Genomic DNA, 14,869 nt, shown 5'->3' with positions numbered 1-14,869 from the left:
CAGGGCATGCTCGCCAGTGGGGGACAGCTGATGGGGATTGTCGACGATCTGCAGCGAGCCCGGATCGCGTTCGAGCGACGCGACTGGGCCGCTGCGTATGACCGGCTGACCGCGGCCGACGGCGAACCGTCGTCGGCCGGTCTCGGCGCGGACGATCTGATGACGCTGGCGATGTCCGCGTTCCTGCTCGGCGATATCGACGACTGCATCCGCGCTCTGCAGCGCGGATACCGGTTGCGGATCGACAACGGCGAGGTGCCGGGCGCAGTGCGGTTCGCGTTCTGGCTCGCCCGCGTGCACAACGGCCGCGGCGAGGGGGCGGTCGGCAGCGGGTGGGCCGCGCGGGCCGAACGGTTGCTGGCCGACCAGCCCGACGATGTGGTCGAGCGGGGGTACCTGCTGATCCACGACTTCTTCCGCTGCGTGGATCGCGGCGACTTGGACGGCGCAGTGGCCGTAGGCGACGAGATCGTCAGCGTCGCGCGCCGGCACGGTGATCCTGATCTGCTCGCGCAAGGGCTGGTGTGCAAGGGCCGGATGATGATGTACGCCGGTCACGTGCCGGAAGGCCTTGCCACCCTGGACGAGGCGATGGTCGGCGTCGCGGCCGGCGAGCTCTCACCGGTCTTCGCCGGCACCGTCTACTGCGCCATGATCGACGCGTGCCAGGAGGTGCTCGACTTCGGGCGCGCCTCGGCGTGGACGACGGCACTCACCCGCTGGTGCGACTCGCAGCCGGATCTGGTGCCGTTCACCGGCCAGTGCGCCGTCCATCGAGGGCAGATCCTGCGGTTGCATGCGGCGTACCCGGAGGCGTTGGAGGAGTTCGAGGACGCCTGCCAGCGGTACGCGGCGTTGGGGTACGACGTGGCGGCAGGGCTGGCGATGAGCGAGCGCGGCGACGTACTGCGGATCCGTGGTGATTACGCTCTCGCGGAGTCGTCGTACGACCAGGCCGCCAGCTACGGGTACGAGGCGCAGCCGGGGCGTGCGCTGCTGATGGTGGCGCGTGGGCGGGTGTCGGGCGCGGTTGCCGCCGTACGGCGGTTGCTTGCGGAGACGGGTGATCCGGTGCATCGATCGCGGTTGCTGGCCGGGGCGGTCGAGGTACTGATCGCGGGCGATGAGCCGGCCGAGGCCGAGGAGGCGGCGCGTCAGTTGTCGACTATCGCCGAGGAGTTCGGGTGTGCGGGGCTGCGGGCGTCGGCGGCGTACTGCTCGGCTCTCGTGGCATTGGCGGCCGAGGATTCTGACCGGGCGCTGCCGCAGGCTCGGACGGCGGCACAGTTGTGGAGTGAGCTGCGGGCGCCGTACGAGGCCGCGCGTGCGAAGGTGCTGGTCGGGCGGGCGGTCCGGCTGCTCGGGGACGACGACTCGGCGACTGCCGAGCTGACCGCAGCGTGCCGGACGTTCGCCGAGCTCGGGACCGTCGCAGCGCGTCAGGAGGCGGAGAAGCTGATCGGCCGCAGTACAAGCGGACTCACCGGCCGGGAGCTGGACGTGCTGCGATTGGTTGCGGTGGGCAACAGCAATGCCGAGATCGCCGGGCTGCTGGTGCTGAGCGACAAGACGGTGGCGCGGCATCTCACCAACATCTTCGCGAAGCTCGACGTACCTTCACGGACGGCGGCCGTGGCGTACGCCCGCGACCACGACCTGCTCTGAAAGGTCCTCCGGAGGGAGCGCGTTCCCTCCAGCGGGTGAGGTGGCGCCGGGCTGGTTCGCCGGATGCTCGAACGGTGAACACGACTGAACGCCCTGTCCCCCGCTGGGCCTACCGCCTTGCGCACATCGTCCCGTTGCTGACCCTGCCGTCCGGCCTGTGGCGACTCGGCCTGGTCTTCGGCTCGTCGATGGGCATGATCGACGCCAACGGCAACCCGACCTACCTCGAGGGTCTCGGCGGCAAGGTGTACGTCGTCAGCCTGACGATCTTCTCCGAGCTGGTCGCGCTCACGGCTCTCGGCCTGGTGCAGCGCTGGGGCGAGGTCGCCCCCGGCTGGATCCCGTTCATCGGCGGCCGGCGGGTCGCGCCGTACGCCGCGATCATCCCCGCGACCCTGGGCGCCCTGTCCCTGATCGCGATCTGGACCTACGGCTTCCGCGATGTGTGGACGGACCACTTCATCCCGTTCTCCAGCACGGCGTGGAAGGCGCTGATGCTTACCTGCTACCTGCCGCTCTACCTGTGGGGTCCGGCGCTGCTGGTCCTGACCTGGGCGTACTACCGGCGCCGGGTCAGCGCGACCGCGGTCGTGGCTTCAGTGCGATAGCAGGCAGCGGCGGGGCGGGGAGCGGGTCGCCGTCGTAGCCGGGGACCATCGGGAAGCGGTCGTTGCCGCGCGCGGCGATGGCAGCCTGCCAGGACTCGCGGGCGGCGACGATCTCTTCGTGGGAGCGGCCAATGAAGTTCCACCACATCACCAGCTGCTCCTCGAACGGTTCGCCGCCGAGCAGGAGGAAACGGACACCGTTGTCGGAGGCAACTAGATTTATCGACTCGCGGTTCGCGCCGAGGTAGACCATCTCGCCGAAGCCGGGGTGCAGGTCTCCGACGGAGAGCGAGCCGTCGACGACGAGTACGGCGTACTCGTTGGACGGGGTGAGCGGGAGCGCCAGCGTGCGACCGGGCTCGACGGTGATGTCGGCGCCGACGAGCGGGGTGTAGGCGGGCGCTGGTGAAGTGACACCGGCGACCGTGCCGATCATGACGGTCGCGCGGGCGCCGTCGAGTTCGAGCTCCGGGAGGTCGGCGTACGCGTTGAAGGCCGGCGGCGTCGTCGTACGCACCGAGTCGGGAAGCGCGACCCACAGTTGCGCGCCGTGCAGCATCGGCGGGGCGGTCGGGGTCGAGATCTCGGAGTGGGCGATGCCGTTGCCGGCGGTCATGATATTGAGCTCGCCCGGCCGGACGAACGCGTGCGAGCCGACGCTGTCGCGGTGCTCGATCTCGCCCTCGAACAACCAGCTGACCGTCTGCAGACTCGTGTGCGGATGCGGCGGCACCTGCATGCCGCGCTCCCCCGGTACGTCGTACGAGTCGACGCGTTGCGTCAGGTCATCCGGCCCGTAGTGGTCCACGAAGCACCACGCGCCGACCATGCGACGGTTCTTGTTGGGCAGCAGGCGCCGCACCTTCGTCGTCCTGCCGAGCACGACCTCCCGCGCCTCGAGCAGCTCCAGTGCGGGCCCTTCGCAGTCACCGGTGCCGATGGTTTCGGCCGGATCCTTCTCGAGATCGCTCATGATGCCGTCCATTCCAGGAGTTGCTGCTGGTCCCAGGTGTTGATGACGCGGTCAGGTGTGACACCGCAGTCCTCGGCGCGTTCACAGCCGTAGACCTGCCAGTCGAGCTGACCGGGTGCGTGCGCATCGGTGTCGATCGAGAACATGCAGTCCATCTCGACCGCCATCGACAGCAGGCGTTTGGGCGGGTCGAGGCGTTCGGGCCGGGAGTTGATCTCGACCGCCGTACCGAACTGACGGCAGGCCTCGAACACCACCTCGGGGTCGAACTCCGACTCGGGACGCGTACCGCGGCCGCCGGTGATCAGCCGGCCGGTGCAGTGACCGAGGATGTCGACGTGCGGGTTCGCGATCGCGCGGACCATCCGCTCGGTCATCGGCTCGGACGCCATCCGCAGCTTCGAGTGCACGCTGGCGACGACCACGTCCAGCCGGGCCAGGATCTCGGTGTCGCAGTCGAGCGTGCCGTCCTCGTTGATGTCGACCTCGATCCCGTTCAGGATCTGGAAGCCGTCCAACTCGTCGGCCAGCTTCTTGTTGAGCTCGGCAACGACCTCGAGCTGCTGGAGCCGGCGTTCGCGGGACAGCCCGTTCGCGACGGTGAGCCGGGGCGAGTGGTCGGTCAGCGCGACGTACGAGTGGCCGAGACGATGCGCCGTACGCGCCATCTCCTCGATCGGGCTGCCGCCGTCGGACCACTCCGAGTGCAGATGCAGGTCGGCCTTGAGGTCCGCGCGCATCTGCTTGCCCGCGGTGGTCAGCTCGCCGGCCGCCTCCTCCAGCTTGACCAGGTACGACGGGGTCGCGCCGTCCATCGCCTCGACGATGACGGCCTCGGTCTTCGGGCCGATACCGGCGATCTCGGTCAGCGTCCCGGCACGGCGGCGGGCGCGCACCTCGGCGGCCGGTAGCGCGGCGATGGTGTCGGCGGCCCGCCGGTACGCCTTCACCCGGTGCGTCGGCTGCCGGTCCCGCTCGAGGTAATACCCGATGGCGCGCAGTGCCGCGATCGCGTCCTCGACGCCTGCCTTGTCCGTCATGTCTCCATCATGGCAGCGGGGGCCGACAGGGAGGTCTATGGTCGGTCCGTGGCTAAGGGTGCGCATCTGGCGCGGGCGGAGCGGTTGCAGGGCGCGACCGGGGCGCTCGCCACCGCTGCGATGGCGGCGATGGAGGAGAAGCTGCCCTGGTTCGCGAAGCTCTCGGCGCAGGACCGGTCCTGGATCGGGCTGGTCGCGCAGTCCGGGATCTCGGCGTTCGTCGAATGGTTCCGCGACCCGGACGCGCACTCCTCGATGCCGACCCGGATCTTCGGGTCGGCGCCGCGCGAGTTCACCCGGGTCATCTCGCTGCATCAAACGGTCGACCTGGTCCGGACGACGATCGAGACCATCGAGACGACGATCGGCACGCTGCTCCCGCCCGACGACGTACCGATCGTCCACGAAGCCATCCAGCGCTACGCCCGTGAGGTAGCCTTCGCCGCTGCCACGGTCTACGCGCAGGCGGCCGAGATGCGCGGTGCCTGGGACGCCCGGCTCGAAGCCCTCCTCGTCGACTCCGTGATCCGCGGCGAGGCCGACGAATCGGTCCGGTCCCGCGCCTCCGCCCTCGGCTGGACCGGAGCCGCCGGTACGACGGGATCGGCCGAGGTCGCCGTGGTGGTCGGACGGGCCGCGGACACCGAGACCACCTCGAACGTGGCCGACATGGTCCGCCAGGCCGCCCGTGAGGCAGGCGCCGACGCCCTGTGCGCGATCCAGGGCGACCGCCTGGTCGTAGTACTCGGGGGTACGAGCAAACCTGTGGAGATCGTACAAAAACTGGCTCAATGGTTTGGACCCGGCCCGATCGTCGTCGGCCCGGTCGTGAAGGACCTGATGTCGGCCGTCACCTCGGCCCGCGCCGCCGTCGCCGGCCTTCGCGCCGCGGCCGCCTGGCCCAACGCGCCCCGACCGGTCCAGGCCGACGAACTGCTCCCCGAACGGTCACTCTCCGGAGACGGCCACGCCCGCCGCCAGCTCGCCAACGAGGTCTACGGCCCGCTCACGATCGGCGATGGCGTGCTGCTCGACACGGTTTCGGCGTACCTGGACTCCGGCGGATCGATCGAGGCGACGGCCCGGACGATGTTCATCCACGCCAATACCGTCCGGTACCGGTTGAAGCGTGTGGCGGACATCACGGCGTACAACCCGCTCGATCCCCGCGACGCTTTCACATTGCGTGTCGCACTGACCTTGGGTCGCCTGCTCAATCCGGAGCCCGGAACCGCCGTTTTGTAGGATCTCTACAAACCGGCCTCCGAGAATTCGTGCTCGCCCTGCGGCTCTCGACGGGCCCTGTTGAGGGAGAGTTGGCACGTGCTCGTCATCGTCGCACCCGGTCAGGGTGCCCAGACCCCAGGATTCCTCGAGCCGTGGCTGGCGGATCCCGTGTTCGAGAGCCGGCTGAACTGGCTCTCCGCGGTGGCCGGTCTCGATCTCGCCCACTACGGCACCCAGGCGGACGCGGACACGATCCGCGACACCGCGATCGCGCAGCCGCTGCTGGTCGCGTCCAGCATGCTGGCGGCGCTGGCGGTGTTCCCGCACCCGGCCGACGCCTTCACCAAGGTCGGCGCGGTCGCCGGCCACAGCGTCGGTGAACTCGCCGCCGCGGCCGGCACCGGCGTACTGACGGCCGAGCAGGCGATGGTCCTGGTCCGCGAGCGCGGCAAGGCGATGGCCGCCGCGGCCGCGCAGACCGCGACCTCGATGACCGCAGTCCTCGGCGGTGACCGCGAGGAGATCCTGGCCAAGCTCGCCGAGCACGGCCTGACCGCGGCGAACGACAACGGCCCCGGCCAGATCGTTGCCGCAGGCACCGTTGAGGAGCTGGCCGCGCTCGCCGCCGACCCGCCCGCCAAGACCCGGCTGATCCCGCTGTCGGTCGCGGGCGCGTTCCACACCAAGCACATGGAGCCCGCCGTGCAGACGTTGGCGAAGTACGCCACCGCGATCAGCACGCACGACCCGCGGACCCGCCTGATCTCGAACCGCGACGGCCATGTCGTCCACGACGGTCGCGACGTCCTGCAGCGGCTCGTCAACCAGGTGAACGCGCCGGTCCGCTGGGACCTGTGCATGCAGACCATGTCCGACCTCGACGTGACCGGCATCCTCGAGCTGCCGCCGGCGGGCACGCTGACCGGTATCGCGCGCCGCGCGCTGAAGGGTGTCGAGACGTTCGCGCTCAAGACCCCGGACCAGCTCGACGACGCCCGTGCGTTCGTGGAGAAGCACGGCAGCCCGTCCGAGATCGACGCCTCCCCGACCTGGCGGCTGCTGGTCGCCCCGATCAAGGGCACCTTCACCCGTGAGGTCGACGTACGCCGGGAGTCCGGTGACACCGTTGCGGCCGGTGAGGTCGTGGCGAAGGTGGCGAGCCTGCGCGACGAGGTCGAGGTGAGCGCGCCGCACGGCGGCATCGTGGTCGAGTGGCTCGCCGAGGAAGGCGACCCGGTCGCCCCGGGACAGCCGCTGGTCCGTCTGCACCCCGCCGGGAGCCCCGCATGATCACGGCGTCGACAGGTTCGACGTACGCCGGAGTGCTCGGCATCGGCTCGTACCGGCCGCGGCGCGTGGTGCCGAACTCCGAGATCCTCGAGCAGATCGACTCCAGCGACGAGTGGATCCAGACCCGTTCCGGGATCAAGGAGCGGCGCTGGGCGAGCGATGACGAGACCGTGCTGATGATGTCGGTGAACGCGGCCAAGGACGCGCTGGCCGACTCCGGTATCGACCCGGCCGACATCGGCTGCGTGATCGTCTCGACCGTCACCCACCTCTACCAGACCCCGGCGATCGCGACCCAGATCGCGGTCGCGGTCGGCGCCCCGACCGCCGCGGCGTTCGACATCTCCGCCGCCTGCGCGGGCTTCTGCTACGGCATCGCGATGGCCAACGACCTGGTCCGCGGCGGCAGTGCGAAGTACGTGCTGGCGATCGGCGTCGAGCGGCTCAGCGACATCACCGACCGGACCGACCGCAGTACGGCGTTCATCTTCGCCGACGGCGCCGGTGCCGCGATCGTGGGCCCGACCGACGAACCGGGGATCGGCCCGGTCGTCTGGGGCTCGGACGGTACGCAGCACCAGGTGATCAGCCAGAAGGAGTCCTGGCAGGAGGTGCACGGCAACCACAACTGGCCGCACCTCACGATGGACGGCAACCCGGTGTTCCGCTGGGCGTCGTTCGAGATGGCGAAGACCGCGCAGCAGGCGCTGGACGTGGCCGGCGTGAAGGCCGAGCAGCTCGACCTGTTCGTGCCGCACCAGGCGAACATGCGGATCACCGACGCGATGCGGCGGGCGTTGAAGCTGCCGGAGCACGTCAAGGTCGCACGGGACATCGAGCGCCAGGGCAACACCTCGGCGGCGTCGATCCCACTCGCGATCACCGCGATGCGCGAGGCCGGCGAAGCCAAGAGCGGCGACCTCGCACTGATCATCGGCTTCGGCGCCGGGCTGGTGTACGCCGCCCAGGTCATCCGCTTGCCGTAGTCCATAGTTGTCCGGGGGCGGCTCAGGTGGCCGCACCCGGCTGTACCAAAGCTGTACAGCCAGCAGAAATCCGAAAGGGAACCAGAGAACATGGCCAGCACCGAAGAGATCCGTTCCAACCTCGCCGAGATCGTGAACGAGATCGCCGGCATCCCGGTGGAGGACGTCCAGCTGGACAAGTCCTTCACCGACGACCTCGACGTCGACTCGCTCTCCATGGTGGAGGTCGTGGTGGCCGCCGAGGAGAAGTTCGACGTGAAGATCCCCGACGACGAGGTCAAGAACCTGAAGACCGTCGGCGACGCGGTCGCGTTCATCGAGCGCGCCCAGAACGGCTGACCTACGCCGTCACCGTGCTGGCCCGGGGTGCTCATCGGGCTGCCTCGATGAGCACCACGCAGTACACACCCCTCGCTCCCAACCGCAGATCCCTGATGTGAAGGATGAGGTAACCATGTCGAAGACCCGAGTCGTCATCACTGGGCTCGGAGCCACGACCCCGCTCGGGGGCGACGTGTCCAGCACCTGGGAAGGGCTGCTGGCCGGACGCTCCGGCGCGCGGCGGCTGACCGACGAGTGGGTGCAGAACCTGGCGGTGCAGATCGCCGCACCGGCCGCGGTCGACCCGACCGAGGTGATCGAGCGGGTCAAGGCCCGCCGCCTGGACCGGACGGCGCAGCTCGCCGTCGTCGCCGCCCGTGAGGCGTGGGCCGACTCCGGCCTGGAGGACTCCGGCCTGGACAAGGAGCGGCTCGGCGTCGCGGTCGCGTCCGGTATCGGCGGCCTGCACACCACGCTGTCAAACTACGACGCGCTGCTGAAGAACCCGCGGCGCGTGTCACCGCTGGCGATCCCGATGCTGATGCCGAACTCGTCCGCGGCGTACGTGAGCCTGGAGTTCGGCGCCAAGGCCGGCGTCCACACCCCGGTCTCGGCCTGCGCGTCCGGTAACGAGGCGATCTGGCTGGGTCTGGACCAGATCCGGCTCGGCCGCGCGGACGTGGTGATCGCCGGTGGCGCCGAGGGCGCGATCATGGCGCTGCCGCTGGCCGCGTTCGGGATGATGCAGGCGCTGAGCAAGCGGAACGACGAGCCGGAGCGCGCCTCCCGGCCGTGGGACGTGGACCGCGACGGCTTCCTGCTCGGCGAGGGTGCCGGCGTACTGATCCTGGAGTCGTACGAGCACGCGAAGGCGCGCGGCGCGAAGATCTACGCCGAGCTCGCCGGTGCGGGCATCTCGGCCGACGGCCACGACATCGCGCAGCCCGACCCGACCGGTTCGGGTGCGCGGCGGGCGATGGAGCGGGCGCTGTCCGAGGGCGATCTGACCCCGGCCGACATCTTCCACATCAACGCACACGCCACGTCGACGCCGCAGGGCGACATCGCCGAGTCGATCGCGATCCGGCAGGCGCTCGGCAAGGAGGCCGACCACGCGGTCGCCACCGCGCCGAAGTCGATGATCGGTCACCTGCTCGGCGGTGCCGGTGCGGTGGAGTCGGTCGCGACCGTGCTCGCCCTGCACAACCGGGTCTCACCGCCCACCATCAACGTGGACAAGCTCGACGACCAGATCGACCTGGACGTCGCGACCGAGCAGCGCAAGCTGCCCGACGGGGACATCGCGGCGCTGAACAACTCGTTCGGCTTCGGCGGCCACAACGCCGCCATCGCATTCAAAACGCTGTAATCCCCGGAGGACACCCATGACCGTTGCCCCGGCAAGACCCGCCAAACTCCCCCGTGAGCAGGACCCGCGGAACCCGCTCACCCGGCTGACGAACCTGCTGGACCCGGGCAGCCTGGAGTTGATCACCCCCGACAACCTGTCGGGGATGATCGCGGCCCGCGGGCGGATTGCCGGGGCGAAGGTCGTCGCGTTCTGCTCCGACGCGACCGTGATGGGCGGCGCGATGGGCGACGAGGGCTGTGACGTCGTGGTCAAGGCGTACGAGGTCGCCCGCGAGGAGCAGGTGCCGATCATCGGCCTGTGGCACTCGGGCGGCGCGCGTCTGGCCGAGGGCGTGCTCAGCCTGCACGCGGTCGGCAAGATCTTCTACGCGATGACGCAGGCGTCCGGGAAGATCCCGCAGATCTCGGTGGTGCTCGGTCCGGCCGCGGGAGGCGCGGCGTACGGTCCGGCGCTGACCGACATCGTCATCCTCGGTCCCGAGGGACGGATCTTCGTCACCGGGCCGGACGTGGTCCGCTCGGTCACCGGCGAGGACGTCGACATGCTCCGGCTCGGCGGCCCCGAGCCGCACGGCCGCCGGTCCGGCGTCGTCCACATCACGACGGACTCCGAGGACGCGGCGATCGAGCAGGCGCGCCGGTTGACGGACCTGCTCGCGAATCAGGGCTCGATGTCCACGGACATCCCGGACACCGATCTGTCCGGGTTCCTGCCGGAGTCGGCCAAGCGCGCGTACGACGTCCATCCGCTGGTTGGAGGGGTGCTCGACTCGTCTTCTGCAGTTGAGCTCCACCAACGGTGGGCGCCGAACATCGTCACCACGCTGGGCCGGCTCGGCGGGCGGACGGTCGGTGTCATCGCCAACAATCCGCTCCGGCTGGGTGGTTGCCTCGACGCACTGTCGGCGGAGAAGGCATCACGCTTCGTCCGGATGTGCGACGCGTTCGGCGTACCGCTGGTCGTGCTGGTCGACGTACCGGGTTATCTGCCGGGCGTCGGGCAGGAGTGGGACGGCGTCGTACGACGGGGCGCGAAACTGCTGCATGCGTTCGCGGAGGCCGTCGTACCGCGGGTGACGTTGGTGACGCGGAAGACGTACGGCGGGGCGTACATCGCGATGAATGCGCGATCGCTCGGGGCGACGCGGGTGTTCGCGTGGCCGCGGGCCGAGGTGGCTGTGATGGGTGCGGTCGCGGCGGTCCGCGTGCTGCACCGGCGGAAGCTGGCCGAGGTCGACCCTGAACTGCGGGCGCAGGTAGAAGCCGAACTGGCCGTCGAACACGAGAAGATTGCCGGCGGCATCGACCGCGCCCGCGAGATCGGCGTGGTGGACGAGGTCGTCGAACCGACCCGCACCCGGACAGCGTTGGCAACTGCCCTCGCGAAGGCCGAGGTCGGCGGACCGATCCGCGGGAACCACGGAAACATCCCGCTCTAGAAACGGCTCGAGGGGCACGGATCCAATGGATCCGTGCCCCTCACGTGGTGCGGCCGCTGTTGTTAACAACCACCGGGGGTGTCCCGACACCCGGTGGCCCAGCGGCCACGGCCCCTCCCACCCTGGTAGAACGTCTGATGCTCAGTCTCATCGAAAAGTTCGCGGAAAGCTCTGCCCTTCACGGCATTCTTCTGAAGTTCTCAGGAACGGCTTAGACAACCTGGTGCAGCCACCGCACGGGCGCGCCGTCGCCGGCGTAGCGGAAGGGCTCCAGTTCGTCGTCCCAAGGGCGACCGAGCAAACGCTCGACCTCCTCGGTCAGGTCGGCCTCGCCGCTGGCGGCCTTGAGCATGGCCGCCTTCAGCCGCTCCTCCGGCACCATGATGTCGCCGTGTACGCCGGTGGTCGCGTGGAAGACCCCGAGCTCGGGCGTGAACGAGTACCGCTCGCCCTCGACGCCGTTGCTCGGCTCCTCGGTGACCTCGAACCGCAGCTTCTGCCAGCCGCGCAGGGCGGATGCCAGCTTGGCCGCGGTACCGGCCTCGGCCTGCCAGGACAGCTCGGCCCGGTACGTGCCCTGGGCCGCAGGCTGCGGTGTCCAATCCAGTTTCACGGGCACGCCTAGGATGCCGCCCGCGGCCCACTCGACATGAGGGCACAACGCTGACGGCACCGTGTGGACGTACAGAACGCCACGAGTTGTCGCCACCGGGACCTCCTGTGCTCGAGGGGCGCCTTCCCCAGCGTTCTCGAAACACACCTGTCAGTCCTGGCAGACTCGTACATCTTGCACCACGAGCACCTTCAACACCAGTAACCTCGCCGTGTCAACTACATCACCATCGTGTCGCGATTCAGGTCGACGAGCGGCGAGGCTCCGGGGCCGGCCGGATTACGGGAAGCGGGTCGCGAGCGCGATGCAGGCGCCGGCGGCGGCGAGCGTGAAGAGCATCGCGATACCGGCGTACCGGGCCGTGATCTCCTTGTCGACCTCGTCGTACCCGACCGACGAGCCGATGTCCTTGTAGACGTCCTTGAGCTCGCCCGCGGACTCCGCGGTGTACGCCTCGCCGCCGGTGGTCTCGGCGATGCTGCGGAGCTCGGTGCGGTCCGGTGGTACCCGCTGCCGGATGCCGTCCATCTCGATGAAGCCGGAGTCGGTGCCGAAGCAGATCGTATACACCGGGGTGTTCTTCGCCTTGGCCGCCTGCGCGCCTTCCTGCGCCGTCCGGCCGACCGTCCGCTTGCCGTCCGACAGCATCACGATCCGGGCCGGGGCCGGGTCGTTCGGGTGCGCGGGGTCCGGCGGGACCTGGGTGAGCGCCTGCAGCGAGGTGAAGATGCCCTCACCGGTCGCGGTCGACTCGGCCAGCTCGAGCCCGTCGATCGACCGGTCGATGGTGGCACGGTCCGTGGTCGGCGGCACGATGATCGACGCCGTGCCGGCGAAGTTGACCAGCGCCACGTTGAACTTGGTCGGCAGGTTGTTGACGAACTCCTTCGCCGACTCCTTCGCCGCTTCCAGCCGGTTCGGCTCGATGTCGGTGGCCATCATCGACAGCGACACGTCGATCGCGACCACGATCGTGGCCCGCTCGCGTGGCACCTTGACCTTGTCCTTCGGCTGCGCGAACGCCAGGATGCAGGTCAGCGCGGCGAGCAGCGCCAGCCCGACGGCCAGGTGCCGCCGCCACTGCGGCCGCCGCGGTGCGACCCGGTCCAGCAGCGCGATGTTGGTGAAGCGCAGCGCGTACTGCGAGCGCCGGTGCTGGAGGAAGATGTACCCCGCGATGATCACCGGGATCAGCAGCAGGAACCACAATCTGGCCGGAGACAGGAACTCCATCAGCGAGCCACTCCCTTCGGCGGTTGGTGCAGGCGGGGCGCCACTCGCCGGTAGGCGAGCACGAACCGCACGGTGTCGGCGACCCAGTCACGATCGGTCCGCAGTACAAGGTGCCCCGCACCTACCCTACGCAGGGCGGCCCTGGTTCGTTCCCGCTGAGCGAGAGCTGCTACTCCGAATGCTTCCCGGACCTTGCGCCGCCGGGTGTCGATCTCGCGCACCTCGCCGGTCTCCGGGTCACCGATCGTGACGACGCCGATGTTCGGCAGTTCCAGCTCGCGCGGGTCGACGATCTCGACCGCGAGCACCTGGTGCTGAGCGGTCAGCTTGCGCATCGCCCGCTCCCAGGACGGCTCGATCTGGCTCGCGACCTCACCGTCCTGCGGGGTCAGGAAGTCGGACACGATCACCCGTAGTCCACGTTTGCGCTGCGTCCGCGCCATCGACTCCAGCGCGGCGGCCAGGTCGCTGCGATGCGCCTCTTCGTCACCGCTGAACTGCTCGGCCAGCAGCGCGCGCAGCAGACCGTAGAGCGCGAGCCGCCCGGACCGCGCCGGCCAGCGCCGCAGCGCCGAGTCACGCAGCATCAGCCCGCCGAAGCGGTCGCCGAGGCGGTGGGTCAGGAAGCCGACAGTGGCAACAGCCGCGACGGCGAGCTCGCGCTTCTCGAGCGTCGACGTACCGAAGTCCATCGAGCCGGACAGGTCGACCAGCGCCCAGGTCTCGAGCTCACGGTCGGCGATCAGGTCGCGGACGTGCGGGATCGTGGTCCGCGCGGTGACGGCCCAGTCCATCCGCCGTACGTCGTCGCCGACCTGGTACTCACGTGCCTCGGCCAACTCGGTGCCCGGGCCCGGGAGCAGCCCCAGGTGTTCCCCGTGCAGGTACCCCTCGAGACGCCGTACGACGGTCAGCTCCAGCCGCCGCAACGCACGCTCGGGGGCGAGCTGCGAGATCGTCATCGCAACTCGTGGGTCTCGGCGGTTGGGCACTAGACGAACTCCGGGCGGCCGGTCCCGTCGGCGCCGTCGCGCCAGACCGGCTGCGGCGGCGGGACGGTGGCCAGGATCCGCTCGATCACGGCCCGCGGGTCGATATTGTCCGCGACCGCGTCGAAGGTCAGGCCGAGACGGTGGCCCATCACGTCGAGCGCGACCGTCTGGATGTCGCTCGGCAGCAGGTAGTCCCGACCGTGAATCAGCGCCAGGCCCCGGCCGGCCGCGATCAGGCCGAGCGTCGCGCGCGGGCTGACACCGAGCTCGATGATCGGCTCCAGGTCGGGCAGGTGGAAGTCGGTCGGCGTACGGGTCGCCATCACCAGGCGCACGGCGTACTCCGCGACGAGGTTGTGGACGAAGACCTGCTCCGCCGAGCGCTGCAGCTCGAGGATCGTCTCCGGCTTCAGCACCTGCCGCGGCTCCGGCGGGTCGACGCTCATCCGGCGGAGGATCTCGAACTCCTCGTGCCCACGCGGGTGCGGTACGTCGATCTTGACCAGGAACCGGTCGCGCTGCGCCTCGGGCAGCGGGTAGACGCCCTCGGACTCGATCGGGTTCTGGGTGGCGATGACGATGAACGGCTTCGGCATCGGGAAGGTCTGGCCGCCGATCGACACCTGCCGCTCGGCCATCAGCTCCAGCATCGCGGACTGCACCTTGGCCGGTGCGCGGTTGACCTCGTCGGCCAGCACGAAGTTCACGAACGTCGGGCCGAGTTCGATGTCGAAGGTCTCGCGGGTCTGGCGGTAGATCCGGGTGCCGACGATGTCGGACGGGACCAGGTCCGGGGTGAACTGGATCCGGGCGAACGTGCCGCCGACGACGCTGGCGAAGGTGCGGACGGCCAGCGTCTTGGCGACGCCCGGCACGCCCTCGAGCAGACAGTGACCTTTCGCGAGCAGTGACACCATCAGGGTCTCGACCATGTGCTCCTGGCCGACGATCACCCGCTTGACCTCACCGAGGGCCTCGCCGATCAGCCTGGACTGCTGGGCCACCGAACCCGTGGGCACCGTCGTCTCGGTCATGCATGTCCTTCCGGGGCCCGCGAGCGGACCGTGTCAAACACCGTCATTCCCCACTTCGCAACACCGGCCATTCCATC

General features: G+C 69.6%; 14 protein-coding genes. 8 read left to right on the top strand and 6 right to left on the bottom strand.

From position 1 onward, the window contains the following. Window positions 1-30 precede the first annotated feature (30 nt). Window positions 31-1,665 carry a LuxR family transcriptional regulator gene (locus FDA38_RS11605; protein WP_137254021.1) on the top strand — a complete coding sequence of 545 codons (1,635 nt, stop codon included), beginning with the start codon at window positions 31-33 and terminating at the stop codon, window positions 1,663-1,665. Window positions 1,666-1,739: 74 nt separating this feature from the next. After that, window positions 1,740-2,273 carry a hypothetical protein gene (locus FDA38_RS11600; protein ID WP_137254020.1) on the top strand — a complete coding sequence of 178 codons (534 nt, stop codon included), beginning with the start codon at window positions 1,740-1,742 and terminating at the stop codon, window positions 2,271-2,273. On the opposite strand, the gene FDA38_RS11595 is transcribed toward FDA38_RS11600, so the two are convergent. Further along, complete coding sequence (locus tag FDA38_RS11595; protein WP_137254019.1) at window positions 2,239-3,246, bottom strand: pirin family protein; 1,008 nt, start codon at window positions 3,244-3,246, stop codon at window positions 2,239-2,241. The genes FDA38_RS11600 and FDA38_RS11595 overlap by 35 nt on opposite strands. Beyond that, the gene (locus tag FDA38_RS11590; protein WP_137254018.1) at window positions 3,243-4,286 is read right to left on the bottom strand and encodes a PHP domain-containing protein; all 1,044 of its coding nucleotides are present in this window, start codon (window positions 4,284-4,286) and stop codon (window positions 3,243-3,245) included. The genes FDA38_RS11595 and FDA38_RS11590 overlap by 4 nt, the downstream gene beginning before the upstream one ends. Before the next feature lie 48 nt (window positions 4,287-4,334). Between FDA38_RS11590 and FDA38_RS11585 the strand changes: the two genes are divergently transcribed. From FDA38_RS11585 to FDA38_RS11560, 6 genes are all read left to right on the top strand, one after another. Then, window positions 4,335-5,531 carry a PucR family transcriptional regulator gene (locus FDA38_RS11585; protein WP_233714651.1) on the top strand — a complete coding sequence of 399 codons (1,197 nt, stop codon included), beginning with the start codon at window positions 4,335-4,337 and terminating at the stop codon, window positions 5,529-5,531. A 78-nt stretch (window positions 5,532-5,609) separates the two neighbouring features. Further along, window positions 5,610-6,803 (top strand): acyltransferase domain-containing protein, encoded by a 1,194-nt coding sequence (locus FDA38_RS11580; RefSeq protein ID WP_137254016.1) that lies wholly within the window; start codon window positions 5,610-5,612, stop codon window positions 6,801-6,803. After that, a complete protein-coding gene (locus FDA38_RS11575; protein WP_137254015.1) occupies window positions 6,800-7,789 on the top strand; it encodes a beta-ketoacyl-ACP synthase III in 990 nt (329 codons plus the stop codon). Before FDA38_RS11580 ends, FDA38_RS11575 begins: the two co-directional genes overlap by 4 nt. A 90-nt stretch (window positions 7,790-7,879) precedes the next feature. After that, window positions 7,880-8,128 carry an acyl carrier protein gene (locus FDA38_RS11570; protein ID WP_130446978.1) on the top strand — a complete coding sequence of 83 codons (249 nt, stop codon included), beginning with the start codon at window positions 7,880-7,882 and terminating at the stop codon, window positions 8,126-8,128. Between the two features lie 115 nt (window positions 8,129-8,243). Next, a complete protein-coding gene (gene fabF, locus FDA38_RS11565; RefSeq protein WP_137254014.1) occupies window positions 8,244-9,479 on the top strand; it encodes a beta-ketoacyl-ACP synthase II in 1,236 nt (411 codons plus the stop codon). 16 nt (window positions 9,480-9,495) lie between these two features. Then, window positions 9,496-10,920, top strand: coding sequence for a carboxyl transferase domain-containing protein (locus FDA38_RS11560; protein WP_137254013.1), 1,425 nt, complete (start codon window positions 9,496-9,498; stop codon window positions 10,918-10,920). Window positions 10,921-11,131: 211 nt separating this feature from the next. Here the strand turns inward: FDA38_RS11560 and FDA38_RS11555 are convergent, their stop codons facing one another. The 4 genes from FDA38_RS11555 to FDA38_RS11540 all read right to left on the bottom strand — a co-directional run bounded on the left by FDA38_RS11555 (window position 11,132) and on the right by FDA38_RS11540 (window position 14,792). Continuing rightward, the gene (locus tag FDA38_RS11555) at window positions 11,132-11,629 is read right to left on the bottom strand and encodes a DUF3145 domain-containing protein (protein WP_130446981.1); all 498 of its coding nucleotides are present in this window, start codon (window positions 11,627-11,629) and stop codon (window positions 11,132-11,134) included. Between the two features lie 183 nt (window positions 11,630-11,812). Beyond that, on the bottom strand, window positions 11,813-12,766 hold the full coding sequence (locus tag FDA38_RS11550; protein ID WP_137254012.1) for a VWA domain-containing protein: 954 nt from the start codon (window positions 12,764-12,766) through the stop codon (window positions 11,813-11,815). Continuing rightward, entirely contained in the window at window positions 12,766-13,728 is a 963-nt protein-coding gene (locus tag FDA38_RS11545; protein ID WP_137254011.1) for a DUF58 domain-containing protein, read from the bottom strand. Before FDA38_RS11545 ends, FDA38_RS11550 begins: the two co-directional genes overlap by 1 nt. 29 nt (window positions 13,729-13,757) lie before the next feature. After that, window positions 13,758-14,792, bottom strand: a complete 1,035-nt coding sequence (locus FDA38_RS11540) for an AAA family ATPase (RefSeq protein ID WP_137254010.1) — start codon at window positions 14,790-14,792, stop codon at window positions 13,758-13,760. Window positions 14,793-14,869 lie beyond the last annotated feature (77 nt).

This window comes from Kribbella jiaozuonensis (assembly GCF_005233875.1).
In the GTDB taxonomy this organism is placed as follows: Bacteria; Actinomycetota; Actinomycetes; order Propionibacteriales; family Kribbellaceae; genus Kribbella; species Kribbella jiaozuonensis.
Note: the sequence above shows the minus strand (reverse complement) of the source record. Positions and strands in the feature narration are given on the sequence as shown.

Coding starts and splice junctions, on each gene's coding strand:
- FDA38_RS11605 (WP_137254021.1), top strand. CDS start 31: ATGGGGATTGTCGACGATCTGCAGCGAGCCCGGATCGCGTTCGAGCGA.
- FDA38_RS11595 (WP_137254019.1), bottom strand. CDS start 3,246: ATGAGCGATCTCGAGAAGGATCCGGCCGAAACCATCGGCACCGGTGAC.
- FDA38_RS11590 (WP_137254018.1), bottom strand. CDS start 4,286: ATGACGGACAAGGCAGGCGTCGAGGACGCGATCGCGGCACTGCGCGCC.
- FDA38_RS11575 (WP_137254015.1), top strand. CDS start 6,800: ATGATCACGGCGTCGACAGGTTCGACGTACGCCGGAGTGCTCGGCATC.
- FDA38_RS11570 (WP_130446978.1), top strand. CDS start 7,880: ATGGCCAGCACCGAAGAGATCCGTTCCAACCTCGCCGAGATCGTGAAC.
- fabF (WP_137254014.1), top strand. CDS start 8,244: ATGTCGAAGACCCGAGTCGTCATCACTGGGCTCGGAGCCACGACCCCG.
- FDA38_RS11560 (WP_137254013.1), top strand. CDS start 9,496: ATGACCGTTGCCCCGGCAAGACCCGCCAAACTCCCCCGTGAGCAGGAC.
- FDA38_RS11550 (WP_137254012.1), bottom strand. CDS start 12,766: ATGGAGTTCCTGTCTCCGGCCAGATTGTGGTTCCTGCTGCTGATCCCG.
- FDA38_RS11545 (WP_137254011.1), bottom strand. CDS start 13,728: ATGACGATCTCGCAGCTCGCCCCCGAGCGTGCGTTGCGGCGGCTGGAG.
- FDA38_RS11540 (WP_137254010.1), bottom strand. CDS start 14,792: ATGACCGAGACGACGGTGCCCACGGGTTCGGTGGCCCAGCAGTCCAGG.